General features: G+C 68.4%; 13 protein-coding genes, 1 tRNA gene and 1 other RNA gene. 9 read left to right on the top strand and 6 right to left on the bottom strand.

The window, feature by feature from the left end; translation table 11 throughout:
- Window positions 1-373: 373 nt before the first annotated feature.
- The gene (locus ACFFJD_RS04480; RefSeq protein ID WP_382361532.1) at window positions 374-514 is read left to right on the top strand and encodes a helix-turn-helix domain-containing protein; all 141 of its coding nucleotides are present in this window, start codon (window positions 374-376) and stop codon (window positions 512-514) included.
- Window positions 515-614: 100 nt separating this feature from the next.
- Here ACFFJD_RS04480 and ACFFJD_RS04475 read toward each other — a convergent pair whose 3' ends face one another.
- The 3 genes from ACFFJD_RS04475 to ACFFJD_RS04465 all read right to left on the bottom strand — a co-directional run bounded on the left by ACFFJD_RS04475 (window position 615) and on the right by ACFFJD_RS04465 (window position 1,980).
- Window positions 615-791, bottom strand: a complete 177-nt coding sequence (locus ACFFJD_RS04475; RefSeq protein WP_382361530.1) for a GlsB/YeaQ/YmgE family stress response membrane protein — start codon at window positions 789-791, stop codon at window positions 615-617.
- 268 nt (window positions 792-1,059) lie between these two features.
- Window positions 1,060-1,132: transfer RNA gene (locus ACFFJD_RS04470), tRNA-Ala, on the bottom strand.
- Window positions 1,133-1,239: 107 nt separating this feature from the next.
- Window positions 1,240-1,980, bottom strand: a complete 741-nt coding sequence (locus ACFFJD_RS04465) for a DsbA family protein (RefSeq protein ID WP_382361528.1) — start codon at window positions 1,978-1,980, stop codon at window positions 1,240-1,242.
- 157 nt (window positions 1,981-2,137) lie between these two features.
- Here ACFFJD_RS04465 and ACFFJD_RS04460 point away from each other — a divergent pair, with 157 nt between their 5' ends.
- From ACFFJD_RS04460 to mdlC, 3 genes are all read left to right on the top strand, one after another.
- Window positions 2,138-3,607 (top strand): NAD-dependent succinate-semialdehyde dehydrogenase, encoded by a 1,470-nt coding sequence (locus ACFFJD_RS04460; protein WP_382361525.1) that lies wholly within the window; start codon window positions 2,138-2,140, stop codon window positions 3,605-3,607.
- An 80-nt stretch (window positions 3,608-3,687) separates the two neighbouring features.
- The gene (locus tag ACFFJD_RS04455; protein ID WP_382361522.1) at window positions 3,688-5,352 is read left to right on the top strand and encodes an FMN-binding glutamate synthase family protein; all 1,665 of its coding nucleotides are present in this window, start codon (window positions 3,688-3,690) and stop codon (window positions 5,350-5,352) included.
- Between the two features lie 35 nt (window positions 5,353-5,387).
- The gene (mdlC, locus tag ACFFJD_RS04450; RefSeq protein ID WP_382361519.1) at window positions 5,388-7,019 is read left to right on the top strand and encodes a benzoylformate decarboxylase; all 1,632 of its coding nucleotides are present in this window, start codon (window positions 5,388-5,390) and stop codon (window positions 7,017-7,019) included.
- Between the two features lie 19 nt (window positions 7,020-7,038).
- Here mdlC and pgm read toward each other — a convergent pair whose 3' ends face one another.
- On the bottom strand, window positions 7,039-8,682 hold the full coding sequence (gene pgm, locus ACFFJD_RS04445) for a phosphoglucomutase (alpha-D-glucose-1,6-bisphosphate-dependent) (protein WP_382361516.1): 1,644 nt from the start codon (window positions 8,680-8,682) through the stop codon (window positions 7,039-7,041).
- A gap of 55 nt (window positions 8,683-8,737) precedes the next feature.
- On the opposite strand from pgm, the gene ACFFJD_RS04440 reads away from it, so the two are divergent.
- From ACFFJD_RS04440 to ACFFJD_RS04420, 5 genes are all read left to right on the top strand, one after another.
- Entirely contained in the window at window positions 8,738-9,325 is a 588-nt protein-coding gene (locus ACFFJD_RS04440; RefSeq protein WP_382361512.1) for an alpha/beta fold hydrolase, read from the top strand.
- 24 nt (window positions 9,326-9,349) lie between these two features.
- On the top strand, window positions 9,350-10,186 hold the full coding sequence (locus ACFFJD_RS04435) for an ABC transporter ATP-binding protein (RefSeq protein WP_382361509.1): 837 nt from the start codon (window positions 9,350-9,352) through the stop codon (window positions 10,184-10,186).
- Window position 10,187: 1 nt separating this feature from the next.
- On the top strand, window positions 10,188-11,246 hold the full coding sequence (locus ACFFJD_RS04430) for an ABC transporter permease (protein WP_382361506.1): 1,059 nt from the start codon (window positions 10,188-10,190) through the stop codon (window positions 11,244-11,246).
- Window positions 11,247-11,307: 61 nt separating this feature from the next.
- Window positions 11,308-12,165: a 3-hydroxyacyl-CoA dehydrogenase gene (locus tag ACFFJD_RS04425; RefSeq protein WP_382361503.1), complete on the top strand. Its 858-nt coding sequence runs from the start codon at window positions 11,308-11,310 to the stop codon at window positions 12,163-12,165.
- Between the two features lie 149 nt (window positions 12,166-12,314).
- On the top strand, window positions 12,315-13,961 hold the full coding sequence (locus tag ACFFJD_RS04420) for a long-chain fatty acid--CoA ligase (RefSeq protein ID WP_382361500.1): 1,647 nt from the start codon (window positions 12,315-12,317) through the stop codon (window positions 13,959-13,961).
- Between the two features lie 902 nt (window positions 13,962-14,863).
- Here ACFFJD_RS04420 and ssrA read toward each other — a convergent pair.
- Both ssrA and ACFFJD_RS04410 read right to left on the bottom strand, forming a co-directional pair.
- Window positions 14,864-15,235, bottom strand: a transfer-messenger RNA (tmRNA) gene (gene ssrA / locus ACFFJD_RS04415).
- 150 nt (window positions 15,236-15,385) lie between these two features.
- A complete protein-coding gene (locus ACFFJD_RS04410) occupies window positions 15,386-16,162 on the bottom strand; it encodes a hypothetical protein (protein ID WP_382361631.1) in 777 nt (258 codons plus the stop codon).
- Between the last annotated feature and the right edge of the window lie 2 nt (window positions 16,163-16,164).

Genomic DNA, 16,164 nt, shown 5'->3' with positions numbered 1-16,164 from the left:
GTCTCCCGATCCGGCGCGGAGGCAACTGATCACAGACGAGCGCCTGTTCACCCGGATTGACCCCCTCCCGCCTGACAGCCCTGCCGTCTGGTGCAGCCACCAGACGACCGCACCAGACGGCAGAGTTCCCTGGCGGCAAGCTCAACGCACGACCGCAGCCAACGGTCTAGACAACTAAGGCACCTCGAAGCGGTTCGCTATGCCATGGCCGCTCACCTCCCGAAGCGAGTCAGCACATCTTTTCCTAGTTCCGATGTTCTACGAACCTGGTAAACCCACCCTCCGACAACGACGAGCGCCCGCGTTGCGGGCCACCCTGTCGTCGTACTTCGCCACCGGACGCAACTTCCGCGAGACGGCGAAAGTCCTTTAGTTGCACCACAATTCGGTCCGCTACCGGGTCGCGAAGATCCAGGACCTGCTCGGCGTGGAGTTCACCGCCGACAACCAGCTCGCCCCGAGGCTCGCGCTGCACCTCACCGACCGGCTGTCCCCGTGGGCACTGAGCCGCTGACCTACTCCACGCTCACACCCCGGTCAGCGGGACTGCTACTCACGCCGCTGGCCCGGCACGACACCGGGACCCGCCGCAGACACGGGGCCCCGGCCCCGAACTACGCCTTGCTACCGGAAACCGCCTTGACGACCCACAGCAGGATCGTCGCACCCAACAAGCAGGTCAGGAAGCTGAAGAACCAGCCGCCCGACTCAACGTCGACGACCAGCCCCAAGATCATCCCGCCGATCAAACCGCCGATGATGATCCATCCCAGGAACCCGAGTGGAAGCATGCTGACGCCCTTCTCTCAAGAGCCCGTCTGGACCCGCGGGGGACATCCCCACGTCGCCCTGTGACCTGCGACCGACAACGCCCCGGCCGCCACCGGAACGCGACGGTCGGCCGTATCGCGACCCGCATTTCGTGTCGCCAACGCTGCAGCGCGGCGCCACGAAGGATGAGTCGCGACACGGCGGATCAGGTGCGGGGACGACGAACACCCGGGATGCAGATGAGCCGCGAACATCGTGTGAACGATGTTCGCGGCTCATCTGTTTGGGTGGAGCTAAGGGGACTCGAACCCCTGACCCCCACACTGCCAGTGTGGTGCGCTACCAGCTGCGCCATAGCCCCGTGTTCGGTTTTCTGCACCCCTTCAGGTGCGCTAGCTAAGTTACCCTACCGCCGGAAGCGGCACCAAATCCGCTGGTCAAGGCACTTTTGCCGAGTCGGACTGGTACTCAGTTCGACGGTCCGCCCGAGATCAGCTTCTCGATCCAGGCGTTGCCTTCGTTGATGCCCTCGATCGCCTCGCCGGCCACCAGCACCGTCGGGGTGGCCACCCGGCCGTCGTTGGAGTTGCCCAGCTGCTGACGCGAGGCCTCCCCCATCGCCCGTGCGGCGTCGATCTGCGCGCCGTCGGCGATGCACTTCTGCGTGGCCTCGGAGGCCCCGGACTGAGCGGCCATCACCGCGATGGCGGCGTTGTCGGGATCGCTGTCGCCGCCGGCCTTGGCGAACAGTTCGGCATGCAGTCGATTGAACACCGCCACGTCGTCGCCGCCGCGGGCCAGACAGAGGATGGCGCCGGCACCGCGCGAGGAGTAGTCACCCGACGGCGACTTCTCGTCCATGAAGGTCAGGAGGTGGTACCGCACCCGCAGCTGCCCGGCCTGCACGGCCGCGGCCAGGCTGGTGCCGGACTGGCTCTCGAACTCCTTGCACGCCGGGCAGGTGAAGTCTTCGAACACGTCGACGGTGATCGTCGCCTGCGGATCGCCGACGATGAAGGCCGCGTTCTCGGCCAACACCTCGTCCTCGACCGGAGGAAAATCGCGATTGCTGCTCCACACCAGGCCGCCGATGATCAACGCGGCCACCGCGACGGCCACGCCGATCATCACGTAGGTCGAGCGACTCGACGTGGCTCGAGGCTGGTAGTTCGCAGCTTGTTTCGGCTCACCCGGCGTCTTCTTGCTCACCCGCTCGACTCTAGTCGGTCCCCCCGGGACACGAGCCGCCCGCAATGTCCGACTCGCCCATAATCGGACCGGGACGTCCTAGGCTGGAAGACAGGGGGCAACGCAAAGTCGTCGACGGCCGATGCGGCCCTGAACGCTGAGCTGAAGGACTGCATAGATGACTGACCGTCGCACCCTCCTCGCCGAGGTTCCCACCGGTATCTGGCTCTCGAACACCTCGGTGCCCGCGAAATCCGGCAAGACGTTCCCGGTGATCGATCCCGCCACCGGCGATGTTCTGGTGGAGGTTGCCGACGGTGGCGTCGACGACGCGATGGCGGCCGTCGCCGAGGCCGCCGAGGCCGGACCGAAGTGGGCGGCCACCCCTGCCCGCGAACGCGCCGAGATCCTGCGGGCGGCCTTCGAAGAGGTGCAGCGCCGCTCCGACGACTTCGCGCTCCTGATGACCCTGGAGATGGGCAAGATCCTCCCGGAGAGCGTCGGCGAGGTGAACTACGGCGCCGAGTTCCTCCGCTGGTTCAGCGAGGAAGCGGTGCGCGTGGGCGGACGCACCACCACCGCGCCCGCGGGCAACGGCGAGATCCTCGTGATCAAGCAGCCGATCGGCCCGTCGTACGCGATCACGCCGTGGAACTTCCCGCTCGCCATGGGCACCCGCAAGATCGGTCCGGCACTGGCCGCCGGCTGCCCGATGATCGTCAAGCCCGCCGAGGACACCCCGCTCACCATGCTGCTGCTCGCCAAGGTCTTCGCCGACGTCGGTCTGCCGCCCGGCGTGCTGACGGTGGTCCCCACCGGCACCGGTTCGGCCGCGCAGTCGGCGGCGGTGATGGCCGATCGCCGCGTCCGCAAGGTCTCGTTCACCGGGTCCACCGGCGTCGGCAGCCTCCTGATCAAGCAGTCCGCCGACCAGGTGCTGAGCACGTCGATGGAGCTCGGCGGCAACGCGCCGTTCATCGTGTTCGACGACGCCGATCTCGACAAGGCGATCGAGGGCGCGATGGCCGCCAAGATGCGCAACGGCGGCGAGGCCTGCACCGCGGCCAACCGCTTCTTCGTGCAGAACGGCATCCGGCCGGCCTTCACCGCGGCCCTCACCGAGCGGCTGTCCACGATGACGGTGGGCCCCGGGTACGACGACACGAGCGAGCTCGGTCCGCTGATCAACGCCAAGCAACTCGACCGCGTCGCGGGCCTGGTCGACGAGGCGATCGAGGCCGGCGCCACCGTGCAGACCGGCGGCACCCGGCTCGACGGCCCCGGCTTCTTCTATCCGCCGACGCTGCTGACCGATGTGCCGGCCCACTGCCGGATCCGCGACGAGGAGATCTTCGGTCCGGTGGTGGTGATCGTCGGCTTCGACACCGAGGACGAGGCCGTCGCCGCCGCCAACGACACCGACTACGGCCTGGCGTCGTACTTCTACACCAACGACCTCAACCGCACGAAGCGCGTCGCGGCCCGCCTGGAATACGGCATGGTCGGGGTCAACCGCGGCGTGATCTCCGACCCGGCGGCTCCGTTCGGCGGCGTCAAGCACTCCGGTCTGGGGGTGGAGGGCGGCGTGACCGGCATCGAGGAGTACCTCGACACCAAGTACATCGCGCTCACCCCGCACACCGACTGACCGACTCGCGGATCACACCGCAGATTCCACCGGTCACGGTGAACCGTGCCGCGACCACACTTCTCAACGGAGGTTTTCCCGTGGCTCGCTGGCTGAGCATTCTGGCGTTCTGGATTCTGAGCGGAGCGTCGTTCGCCCTCGTCTTTCTCGTCTCTCCCTGGTGGCTGTTCCTCACGGTGCCGCTGCTGCTCATCGCAGTGGTCGGCACCTACGACCTGCTGCAGAAGCGGCACAGCATCCTGCGCAACTACCCGGTCCTCGGCCACTTCCGGTTCCTGCTGGAGTTCATCCGCCCGGAGATCCAGCAGTACTTCATCGAGCGTGACTACGACGGCCGCCCGTTCGATCGGACCAACCGGACGGCGGTCTACGAGCGCGCCAAGAACGTCAAGGACGTCGATCCGTTCGGCACCGAGCTCGACGTCTACCGGCCCGACTACGAGTTCGTGCGGCACTCCATCGCCGCGCACCCCGCGCCGGACGCCGATCCGCGCGTGCGCGTGGGCGGACCGGACTGCACCCAGCCGTACGACATGGCGCTGTTCAACGTCTCCGCGATGAGCTTCGGCGCGCTCTCGGCCAATGCGATCCTCGCCCTCAACGGCGGCGCCGCCAAGGGCGGCTTCATCCACGACACCGGTGAAGGCGGACTGAGCCGCTACCACCTGGAACCGGGCGGCGACCTGATCTGGGAGATCGGCACCGGATACTTCGGCTGCCGCACCGCCGACGGTCACTTCGACCCCGACGTCTTCGCCCAGAAGGTGCAGGCGCCGTCGATCAAGTGCGTGTCCATCAAACTCTCGCAGGGCGCCAAGCCCGGCCTGGGCGGCGTGATGCCCGGAGCCAAGGTGACCCAGGAGATCGCCGAGATGCGCGGGGTGCCCGCGGGCAAGACCGTGGTGTCCCCGCCCTCGCACAACCGTTTCCACACCCCCGAGGGACTCTGCGAGTTTCTCGCGCAGCTGCGCACCCTCAGCGGCGGCAAGCCGGTCGGTTTCAAGCTGTGCGTCGGCTCGCGCAGCGAGTTCCTCGGCATCTGCAAGGCCATGCTGACCACGGGTGTGGTGCCGGACTTCATCATCGTCGACGGCGCCGAGGGCGGCACCGGCGCGGCACCGGTCGAATTCGAGGACCACGTCGGCATGCCGCTGACCGAGGGCCTGATGACCGTGCACAACGCCCTCGTGGGCGTCGGTCTGCGCGACCGCATCCGCATCGGCGCCTCGGGCAAGGTCACCGACGGCTTCGACATCGTCAAGCGGATGATTCAGGGCGCCGACTTCACCCTCGCCGCCCGCGCGATGATGATGGCCGTCGGCTGCATCCAGGCCCAGGAGTGCCACACCAACAAGTGCCCGGTGGGCGTGGCCACGCAGGACGCCAAGCGGTCGCGGGCACTCGACGTGGCCGACAAGACCGAACGCGTCTACAACCTGCAGCGCCACGTGGTCTCCAACGCCAAGCAGTTCGTGGCTTCCATGGGCCTGCGCGGCTTCGAGGAACTGCACCCGAGCATGCTGATGCGCACCGTGGCCCCCAACCGGTCGCAGTCGTACGCGCAGATCTACGAATGGCTGCGCCCCGGCGAACTGCTCACCGAGCCGCCGACGTCGTGGGCCGACGACTGGAACGCCGCCCGCGCCGACTCGTTCGTGCTGACCGCCGACGCGATCGGTGACACCGCCGGCCGCGCCGCCACCCATCCGCACATGACCTCCACCGCCAACCCGCTGGCAGTCTGACGTTCGACGTCGCACCGAAAGAACAGGACATCCGCATGACGACGGTCCGCGAAGCCACCTTCGCCCTGCTGCGCGAGCTGGGGCTGACCACCGTGTTCGGCAACCCCGGCTCCACCGAGGAGACCTTCCTGCAGAACTTCCCGGACGACTTCCGGTACATCCTGGGTCTGCACGAAGGCTCGGTGGTGGCCGCCGCCGACGGCTACGCGCAGGCCACCCGCACTCCGGCGCTGGTGAACGTGCACACCGCGGCGGGCGCGGCCAACGCGATGGGCGCCACGCTCACCGCCGCGGCCAACCACACCCCGTTGATCATCACCGCGGGCCAGCAGACCCGCGAGATGCTGCTGCTGGATCCGTGGCTGGCCAATCACGACCCGCAGAACGTCCTGGCCCCGTACGTGAAGTGGGCCTACCAGCCGGTGCGGCCCGAGGACGTACCCGCCGCCTTCATGCGCGCCTGGGCCGTCGCCCTGCAGCCGCCGGCCGGACCGGTGTTCCTGTCCATCCCGCTCGACGACTGGGACGCCCCGTGCCCGATTCCGCTGGCCGTGCGTTCGGTGGCCGGCCGCGTGGCCGCCGACCCGGCACGACTGGCCGAGTTCGCCCGCGTCTTCGCCGAGGCGGACGATCCCGTCCTGGTCCTCGGCGCCGACGTGGCCCGCGGTGACGGCTGGCGCCAGGCGGTGGCCTTCGCCGAACACGCCGGGGTCAAGGTGTGGGCCGCCCCCAGCAGCGAACGACCCCCGTTCCCGGAGGACCATCCGCTGTACGCCGGTGGCCTGCCCTTCGCGCAGGGACCGCTCGCCGAACGCCTCGCCGGGCACGATGTGGTGCTGGTGATCGGCGCACCGGTGTTCCGCTACTACCCGTGGATCCCTGGCGCCTATCTGCCCGACGGCGCGCGTCTGCTGCACATCACCGCCGACCCGGACGAGTCCGGCCGCGCGCCCGTCGGCGACAGCCTGATCGGCGACGCGGTGCTGGCGCTGGAAGCACTCACCACGCTGGTGCCGGCCCGCTCCACACAGGCCACCGTCGAACGTCAAGAGCACGGCATGGCCCCGCACCCGCCGGCCGAGGCGTCGATCGAGGCGGCGAACGACGACGAGCAGATGACCGCCCGCCAGTTGTTCCGCGTGCTGCGCGCGGCGTGCCCGCCGGACACCGTCCTGGTGGAGGAGAGCCCGTCGAACCTGGCCGACCTGCATTCCGAATGGCCGGTCACCCGGGCCGATTCGTTCTACACCTTCGCCAGCGGCGCCCTGGGCTGGAACCTGCCCGCGGCGGTCGGCATCGCCCTCGCCGAACGCGACAGCGGCCGACGGCGCCCGGTGCTCGCGGTGATCGGCGACGGCTCGATGCAGTATTCACTGCAGGCTCTTTACACCGCCGCCCAGCAGGAGCTGCCGCTCGTGACGGTGGTCCCCACCAACCGCGAGTACGCGATCCTGAAGGCCTTCGGAAAGCTGGAGCAGAGCCCCAATGTGCCGGGCCTGGACATCCCCGGGATCGCGCCGGCTGTCCTGGCGCAGGGCTACGGAGCGACGGGGGTCGTCGCGTCGACGCCCGCGCAGGTCCAGGCGGCCCTTGCGCAGGCGTGGGACCGGTCCGGTCCCACGGTGATCGAGGTGCCGATCGATCCCACCGTCCCCAGCCTGGCCTGACCGGCTGCCCGCCCGTCGCTCAGTCGAGGAGAACCGCGTCGACCAGGGCTTGGGCCTCCGCCTGCACCTGCGCCAGATGGTCGGGGCCGCGGAACGACTCCGCGTAGATCTTGTAGACGTCCTCGGTGCCGGACGGGCGGGCCGCGAACCAGGCGTTCTCGGTGGTCACCTTCAGACCGCCGATCGCCTCGCCGTTGCCGGGCGCCTCGGTGAGGATCGCGGTGATCGGTTCCCCGGCGAGAGTCTCCGCCTGCACCCGATCCGCCGACAGCGCGGCCAGCTTGGCCTTCTGCTCGCGCCCGGCGGGAGCATCGATCCGGGCATACGCGCTGGACCCGTACGTGGCCGCCAGCTCGACGTACCGCTGCGACGGCGTCTTCCCGGTCACCGCCAGGATCTCCGCGGCCAGCAGGTCCATCACGATGCCGTCCTTGTCGGTGGACCACGGCCGGCCGTCGATGGTCAGCAGCGACGCTCCGGCGCTCTCCTCCCCGCCGAACCCCAGGGAACCGTCGGCCAGGCCGTCGACGAAGTACTTGAAGCCGACCGGCACCTCGACCAGTTCGCGACCGATACCGTCGACCACCCGATCGATCAGCGACGACGACACCAGCGTCTTGCCGACCGCGGTGCTCGCCGCCCACTGCGGGCGGTGGGTGAACAGGTAGTCGATCGCGACGGCGAGGTAGTGATTCGGGTTCATCAGGCCCGCGTCGGCGGTCACGATGCCGTGCCGGTCGGCGTCGGCGTCGTTGCCGGTGGCGATGTCGAAGGCGGACCGCTGCGCGATCAACGACGCCATCGCGTCCGGCGAGGAGCAGTCCATCCGGATCTTGCCGTCGGTGTCCAGGGTCATGAAGCCGAAGGTCGGATCGGTCTTCGGGTTCACCACCGTCATCCCGTCGAGCCCGTAATGGTCCTTGATCGCACCCCAGTACGCGACCGAGGCACCGCCGAGCGGGTCGGCGCCGATCCGAACACCCGATTCCTTGATGGCCGCCATGTCCACCACCTCGGCCAGCGCGCTCACGTACTCGTCGAGGAACGGGTAGTCGGTCACCAGGTCGTCGGCCCGCGCCTGCTCGAACGCCACCCGTTTGACCCCGCGCAGCCCGTCGCGCAGCAACTCGTTCGCGCGCGCGGCGATCACCGAGGTGATCGCGCCATCGGCCGGACCACCGCTGGGCGGGTTGTACTTGAAGCCGCCGTCGGCGGGCGGGTTGTGCGACGGCGTCACCACGATCCCGTCGGCCCGCACACCCGAATGCTCGGCGTTGAACTTCAGGATCGCCCGGCTCACCGCGGGCGTCGGAGTGAACTCGTCGTCACGTGCGGTCCTCACCGCGACGCCGTTGCCCACCAGCACCTCCAGCGCGCTGCGCCACGCGGGCAACGACAGCAGGTGGGTGTCGAAACCGATGAACACCGGGCCTTCGATCCCGGCGCCCGATCGGTACTCGACGATGGCCTGCGTCATGGCGAGCACGTGGTCCTCGTTGAAGGCGCCGTGCAGGCTGCTGCCCCGGTGGCCCGAGGTGCCGAAGACCACCTGCTGATCCGGGTTCGTCGGATCCGGCGTGATGTCGTAGTACGCGCTTTCCACCGCGGCGACGTCGATCAGATCCTCGTCCAACGCCGGTGTGCCGGCCCTCGAATGCCCCATACCGTCGATTCTGCCACCGGATGCCGACGCTCGGGCATCCCCTAGTCTGGCGCTCATGCGTTCTCCCCGCCTCGCGGTCCTCGTGCTCCCCGGCGGCACCGACTTCAGCTACCGCCCGTTCTCCCGCACGCAGGGTTCGGCGATGCGGATGTATCCCTTCAGCCTGTCCATCCAGGCGCGCTTCGGCGACGCGGTCCGGGTGCGTCAGGCCTCCTACCGGGTGTACGGCTGGAACGGCGGTCAGGCCAGCCCGATGCCGCACGCCCGGTACGCCCTGGACCGGATGAAGGCCGCCTACCCGGACACCCCGGTGGCGCTGGTCGGCCATTCCATGGGCGGCCGGATCGTCGCGCATCTGGCCGCCGACCCCGCGGTGTCCGATGTCCTCGCCCTGGCGCCGTGGTGGCAGTTCGCCGATTGGCGGCACATCCACGACGACGCCCGGGTCCTGGCGATCCACGGCGAGGCCGACACCGTCACCCGACCGCACCGCACCCGCAAGGGCATCGCCGAACTCACCGCGCGCGGCGTGGCCGCCGAGTACGTCTCGGTCCCCGACGGCCGACACGCGATGCTCGACCACCTCGGACTCTGGCACGGCCGCACGCTCGACTTCATCGGCGAGGCGCTGCGCCGAACCTGACTCCGGGGTCAGTACGGTGGCCCCATGCCCCTCGTCGCCACCGGCCTGTCCCGCTCGTTCGGCAAACACCCCGCGGTGGTCGACGCGTCCCTCACGCTGACCCCCGGCACCATCACCGGCCTGGTGGGTCCGAACGGCGCCGGCAAGACCACCTTGCTGCTGCTGTTGGCGGGTCTGCTCCGGGCCGACGCCGGCCAGGTGCGAGTCGACGACGTCCCGGCCGACTCGCCCGCCCTGCGCGCGGCCGTCGGCTGGATGCCGGATGCCTTCGGCACCTGGGACTCGCTCACCCCGCACGAGATCCTGGTGACCTTCGCCCGGCTGTACGCGATCGCCCCGAACGAGGCCGCCGCGCGCGCCGACGAGCTGCTGGCCGAAGTGCACCTGAGCGAGCACGCTCACCGCCCGGCCAGCGAACTCTCCCGCGGGCAGCGTCAACGCCTCGGCTTGGCCCGCGCACTGGTCCACCGTCCGCGCATCCTGCTGCTCGACGAACCGGCGTCCGGGATGGATCCGCGCTCGCGAGTGGAGCTGCGCGATCAGTTGCGCGCCGCCGCCGACGCCGGTGCCGCGGTGCTGGTGTCCTCGCACATCCTCACCGAACTCGAGGAGATGGTCGATCACGTGGTGCTGATGGTCGGCGGCCGCACCCGACCGGCCGAGCTCGGTCCACCGGGATGGCGACTGCGGCTGGCGGGACAACCGGATTCGACCGCGCAACTGCTCACCTTCGACGACGACGAGGCCGCCGCCGCACACCTGGCCGCGGTGATCGCCGCCGGCGCACGGGTGGCCGAGTTCACCCGGATGTCGTCGGGCCTGGAACAGGCCTACCTCGACCTGCACGCAGATCGGACCTGACATGAACTTCTCCAGCGTCGCGGTGATCACCGGACTCGAGGTGCGCCAGCGCATCCGCTCCACCCGGTGGAAGTGGACCGCGCTGGCCCTGTTCGCGCTGCTCACCGCCATCGTCTTCGGGTCGCTGTACCTGACGACGCTCGGCTCCGGCGCCTACGCCGGGTGGGCCCGCGAACTGCTGACCATCGCCCTGGGCACCGTGCTGTTCGTCGGCATGGTGGGTGCGCCGGCCATCAGCGCCGCCGCGATCAACGGCGACCGCCGGGACGGCACGCTCGCCCTGGTGCAGGTGACGCCGATCAGCGCGGCCGAACTCGCGCTCGGCAAGTGGCTCGGCGCATGGTTGGCGTCGCTGACCTTCCTGGTGATCGCCTCGCCCTACCTGATCTGGGGCGTGGCGCAGGCGGCGAGCTCCGTGCTGTCTTCGATCGTCGCGATCGTGGTGGTGGCCGTCCTGCTGGGCTGCTACTGCGCCATCGGCCTCGGTTTCTCGGCGCTCTCGAACCGGCCGACGGCGTCGACCATGCTGACCTTGTCGACGGTGCTCTTCCTGCTCCTGGGCCTGCCCGCGGTCTACGGGCTGTCGTTGCCCTCCACCGAGGCCACCCACACGGTGCTGCGGCCGGACCATCGTTGGGATCCGGTCCGGGCCGAGGCGGATCCGGAGTACCGCGGCGAGCCCTGCGTCACCGTGCCGAAGGACCAGACGTTTCACCACACCGAGAACATCTGGTGGCTCTTGGCCCCGAACCCCGTGCTGCTCGTCGCCGACACGCTCGCGGCCGGGACCGATCGGACGACCCTGTGGGCCAGCTCCGTCCCGAGCTCTTCTGCGACCACGGTGTCCAGCGCCCGATCCGGCCCGCTCATCGTGGACGTGCACTGCGAGGAGAACGGCCAGTGGGAAGCCGAGAACCGACATGCCGAGCGGTACCTCGGACGCAGCTGGTACCTGGGCCTCGCGTTCACCGTCCTCCTCGGCCTGATCGGTTTCGCCGTCGCGGTACGCCGACTGCGAGTGCCCGCGGGCAAGCTCGCCAAGGGTGTCCGCGTGGCGTGAGGGTGCGGACACTTTCCCTCGTCCACAGCCACGAAGTGTTACCCGCCGGTACGATTGAGGCATGACTGATATCAAGAAGGTCCTTGTCATCGGCACCGGAGTCCTGGGCTCCCAAATCGCTTACCAGAGCGCCTATTCCGGCTTCGACGTCGCCGTGTACGACATCAGCGACGAGATCGTCGGCAAGGCGCGCGACGTGACGTTCCCGGGGCTGGCGCAGACCTACCTGAACGAGGTCAAGGACGCGACGCAGGAGAAGGTCGACGCCGCGCTGGCCCGCCTGACCTACCACTCCGACATGGGCGACGCGGCCGCCGACGTCGACATCGCGATCGAAGCCGCTCCCGAGCGTCTGCAGATCAAGCAGAACATCTTCGCCGAGCTGAACGAGGTGGCCCCCGAGCGCACCATCTTCTGCACCAACTCCTCGACGCTGCTGCCCAGCGACATCGCACCGTCGACCGGTCGTCCGGACCGCTTCTTGGCCATGCACTTCGCCAACCGGGTCTGGCAGTTCAACACCGCCGAGATCATGGGCACCCCGGACACCAGCAAGACCGTCTTCGATCGAGTGGTGGAGTTCGGCAAGGAGATCGGCATGGTGCCGATCCCGATGCACAAGGAGAAGGCCGGCTACGTCCTGAACTCCCTCCTGGTGCCGTTGCTGGCCGCCGCCGCCGAGCTCGCCGCCGGCGACTACGCCGACCCGAAGGCCGTCGACGATGTGTGGCGCATCGCGACCGGCGCCCCGCTCGGCCCGTTCCAGATCTACGACATCATCGGCCTGAACACGCCGTACAACATCATGATCAACGGCGACGCGGAGCAGCAGAAGCTCGGCGCCTGGCTCAAGGAGAACTACATCGACAAGGGCCGCTTGGGCCTGGCCAGCGGTCACGGTTTCTACGACTACCGCTGACTCCCCTCGCTCGGCGCATGTGACGGCCCCCGCAGACTCCGATCTACTGCGGGGGCCGACACATGCCCGGCGCCGTGCAGACTACTGTGAGGTGGCGCACTTGAACCCTGCGCCGAAGATGCACGACGTGACGAAAAGGGAGCAGTCCAATGATCCAGTCCACCATGCAGGAAGGCGCGCTGACCATCAGCAGCCTTCTGGAGCACAGCCGCAAGTTCTATCCCGAGGCGACCGTGAGTACGTGGACCGGATCCGGGCTCCGCACCGCGTCGTTCGCCGAGATCGGTGATCAGGCCGCGCAGCTGGCCAACGCTCTCGCGAAGCTCGGAGTCGGCATCGGCGACCGTGTCGCCACCTTCATGTGGAACAACAACGAGCACCAGGTGCTCTACGCAGGCGTGCCCGCGATGGGCGCCGTGCTGCACACCCTGAACCTGCGCCTGTCGCCGGAGCAGGCGATCTACATCATGAATCACGCCGAGGACCAGGTGATCTTCGTCGACGCCAGCGTCGCGCCGATGCTGGAGAAGTACGTGCCGGAAGCTCCGACGGTCAAGCACGTCGTCGTCTGCAACGGCCCGGCCGACGCCTTCACCGCACCGGACGGGGTGACCGTCCATACCTGGGACGAGCTGCTCGCCGGCGAATCCACCGAGTACGCGTGGCCCGAGCTGGACGAGCGCACCGCCGCCGCCATGTGTTACACCTCGGGCACCACCGGTGACCCCAAGGGCGTCGTCTACTCGCACCGCTCCATCTACCTGCACTCGTTCCAGGTGATCGCGTCCAACGGCATGGCGCTGGCCAACACCGACACCGCGCTGGTGATCGTTCCGATGTTCCACGCCATGAGCTGGGGCATGCCCTATGCCGCCCTGTTGGCCGGTGCCAGCCTGCTGCATCCGGACCGCTTCCTGCAGCCCGAGCCGCTGCTGGCCATGATGGCCGCGGCCCGCCCGACGATGGCCGCCGCCGTCCCGACCATCTGGGCGGGCGTCTCGGCCCAGCTCACCGCCGCACCGCAGGACATCTCGCACCTCCGCGAGGTCATCGTGGGAGGCTCGGCGGTGCCCCCGTCGATGATCACCCAGTTCGACAACTACGGCGCCCCGATCACGCACGCCTGGGGCATGACCGAGACCTCGCCGCTGGGTTCGGTGGCACGCGTCCCGGCCGGCGTCGACGACCCCGAGAAGGCTTTCGCGTACCGCGTGACGCAGGGCCGCTTCCCCGCACCCGTCCAGGCTCGCATCGTCGACGCCGACGGCAACATCCTCCCCAACGACGGTGACGCGAGCGGCGAGCTGGAGGTGTCCGGCCCGTGGATCACCGGCGCGTACTACTCGCCGGAGGGCAACGTCTCCGATCCGTCCAAGTTCCATGACGGCTGGCTGCGCACCGGTGACGTGTGCACCATCAGCCCGGACGGCTTCATGACGATCGTGGACCGCACCAAGGACATCATCAAGACCGGCGGTGAATGGATCTCCTCGGTCGACCTGGAGAACGAGATCGCCGGCCACCCCGACATCCTCGAGTGCACCGTCATCGGCGTTCCCGACGCGAAGTGGGACGAGCGGCCGTTCGTGCTCGCGGTGCTGCGCGAAGGCTCCACCCTGGACGTCGCCGGCGCCCGCGCCTGGCTCGAAGAGCGCATCCCGCGCTGGCAGGTCCCGGAGCGCTGGACCTTCGGCCAGGAGGTGCCCAAGACCTCGGTGGGCAAGTTCGACAAGAAGCGTGTCCGCCAGCACTACGCAGAGGGTCTGTACGAAGTGATCAACGGCCTCGATCTCTGAGGTAGACAAACTCTCAGCAAACCCCCAGTCGCTCCGCTCGGCTGGGGGTTTGTGCTGTTCAGGGAACATTGCGGCGGCCCCGATCGCCGCAGGAGATGACTCGTCGGCGGCGCACGGCTGCGCGCCGCCGACGACCTCGGTTACGGTGGGAGTCACCCAAACAGGTGACAAAATGAGGAGGAACTCTATGTTCGACCAAGCTCTGTGGAACTTGATCCAGGACAACCCGGGTGTGCTCGAGGCACTCCTACACGTGTTCTCCGGCACCGTCTGATCCTGCGTGTGGTGCGGTCCGGTCGGGTGCCGAGTACCCCTTGCTCGGCACCCGACCGGTCTGTCGATGTAGACCGTTCAGACGATTAGTCTCATTTGCATCAAATGCGCCACTTTTCCCGAAACGCCGGTTAAGTTAGCAGAGCGATCCCAAACGGGAGCGCCGGGTCGGGAAAGTGAACAGGAGTTCCACAGTGGCAACACTCACTGAATTCATCAACTTGGTCTTCGGGACCATGGGGAATTGGTTCGGCTTCTTCTGGGGCGGCGGGCTTTTCTGATAGCCGATGTATCGGCAATCTGACATGACCGCGTCAGACTCGGGAGGAGGTGACACAGCATGATTTCCAATATCGTGGAACTGATCGGCACGCTCGGCTCGCTGATCTTCCTGATGATCCCCAACCTGATCATCGGATTCTGATCGACGCCCACAGCGAAAACCCGGTGGCTTGCCCCTATAAGCGGTAGGGGCAAGCCACCGGCTCGCTCAGGCTACCAGCGACTCGGTCCGTTGAGAAGGACCCCTTCACCGACCCCTCGGCGAAGGGGTCCTTCGCATCTGGCCCGCCCCTCCGGTGACACAACGCAAGGTGCCCCCGAACCTCTCGGTCCGGGGGCACCTTGCTCGGTGGAGCTGCCGGGAATTGAACCCGGGTCCTCCGACACTTCAGTAGGGCTTCTCCGTGTGCAGTCCGCTGTGTCTCTACTTGGATCTCTCGGTCTCACGAACAAGCCGAGATGACGATCCCAGTCGCTGTTTGATGTCCCGTCGGCGCCCGCGACCGGCGACGGCGGTAAGTCCCCTAGCTGATGCCGGCATCCGGGTGCGGGAACACCACCCGGGCCGACAGACTAGCCTCGCTGATCAGGCAGCGAGTGCGTAGTCGCGCTGATTGGAATCGGCGCTTAATTGGTTGCTGCGACGCTTACGGTGGTCTCTAGCCTGCACCGACACGCTTCCCCTACCTCGATGCTCGAAGTCGAAACCGATCAGCCCCGAGATAGTGACCCACCATTGCTGGTGGACCACCCACTGTAACCGCTTCGGGCGCATAATTCATCCCTCCGGGTCGGCGACACGTCTCGGACGCCGACACAGCCTCCGATTGCGCATCGAAAAGTCCGCTCTGGGCAGCGCGAACTCGCGGTCAGCCGATGGCCAGCAGCGCGTTGGCGCCGGGAGCGAGATCGACGGACAGCCGACCGTCGACGGCGCGCAGCCTCTGGCCGGTCCACAGATCGGTGGCCGCCACCGAGTCGTCGCCGCTGAGATTGAGATCGGCGATGTCCACCGACACCGCACGACGGTCGGCGCCGGAGTTGGTCAACGACACCAGCAGCCCGGTGGCGCCCACCGCTCGCACGCTGACGTCCGGGTCCTCGCGCACCGGCGCACCGGGCGCACGACGGTCGTCGCGGAGCATGTGGAGCACCTCGCCGTTGGTCAGCACCGCGGCGTTCTCCGGTGACAGGTCCACCCGGGCGTCCCCGCTGACGACCACCGATTCGGCCGCCATCACCGCCCGCGTGAGGGCGGTGCGCTGGATATCGGCGGGCAGGCGGGCGTCGATCGCGCTCCGCACCCGCGCTTCACTCGGCGCGAGCACGCGCAGGGACACGCCGCGCCCGCGGAGGTAGTCGGTCTCGGCGGAGCGGTCGACGAACGACAGGTCCCCGGCGCAGGCGACCACCACGGTGGCGTAGCCCGCGTCGGACAGGCCACTGCGCTGCAGGCCGTCGGCCGTGGTCCGTAGTTGATCCGAGGTCACCGCACAGCCGTCGTCGGCAGCGATCAGCCAGCCCTGCAGCGGCGGCTCCGCCGGGACGGGAGGAGGTTCGGCGACGCTGCACCCGGCCAACGCCGAGGTGGCCAGCAGCGTTGCACCCCACCGCTGCACCCGACCGGCTTTCGCGGCGGCACGCATGC

The organism is Gordonia phosphorivorans, from assembly GCF_042432625.1.
Classification (GTDB): Bacteria; Actinomycetota; Actinomycetes; order Mycobacteriales; family Mycobacteriaceae; genus Gordonia; species Gordonia phosphorivorans.
Note: the sequence above shows the minus strand (reverse complement) of the source record. Positions and strands in the feature narration are given on the sequence as shown.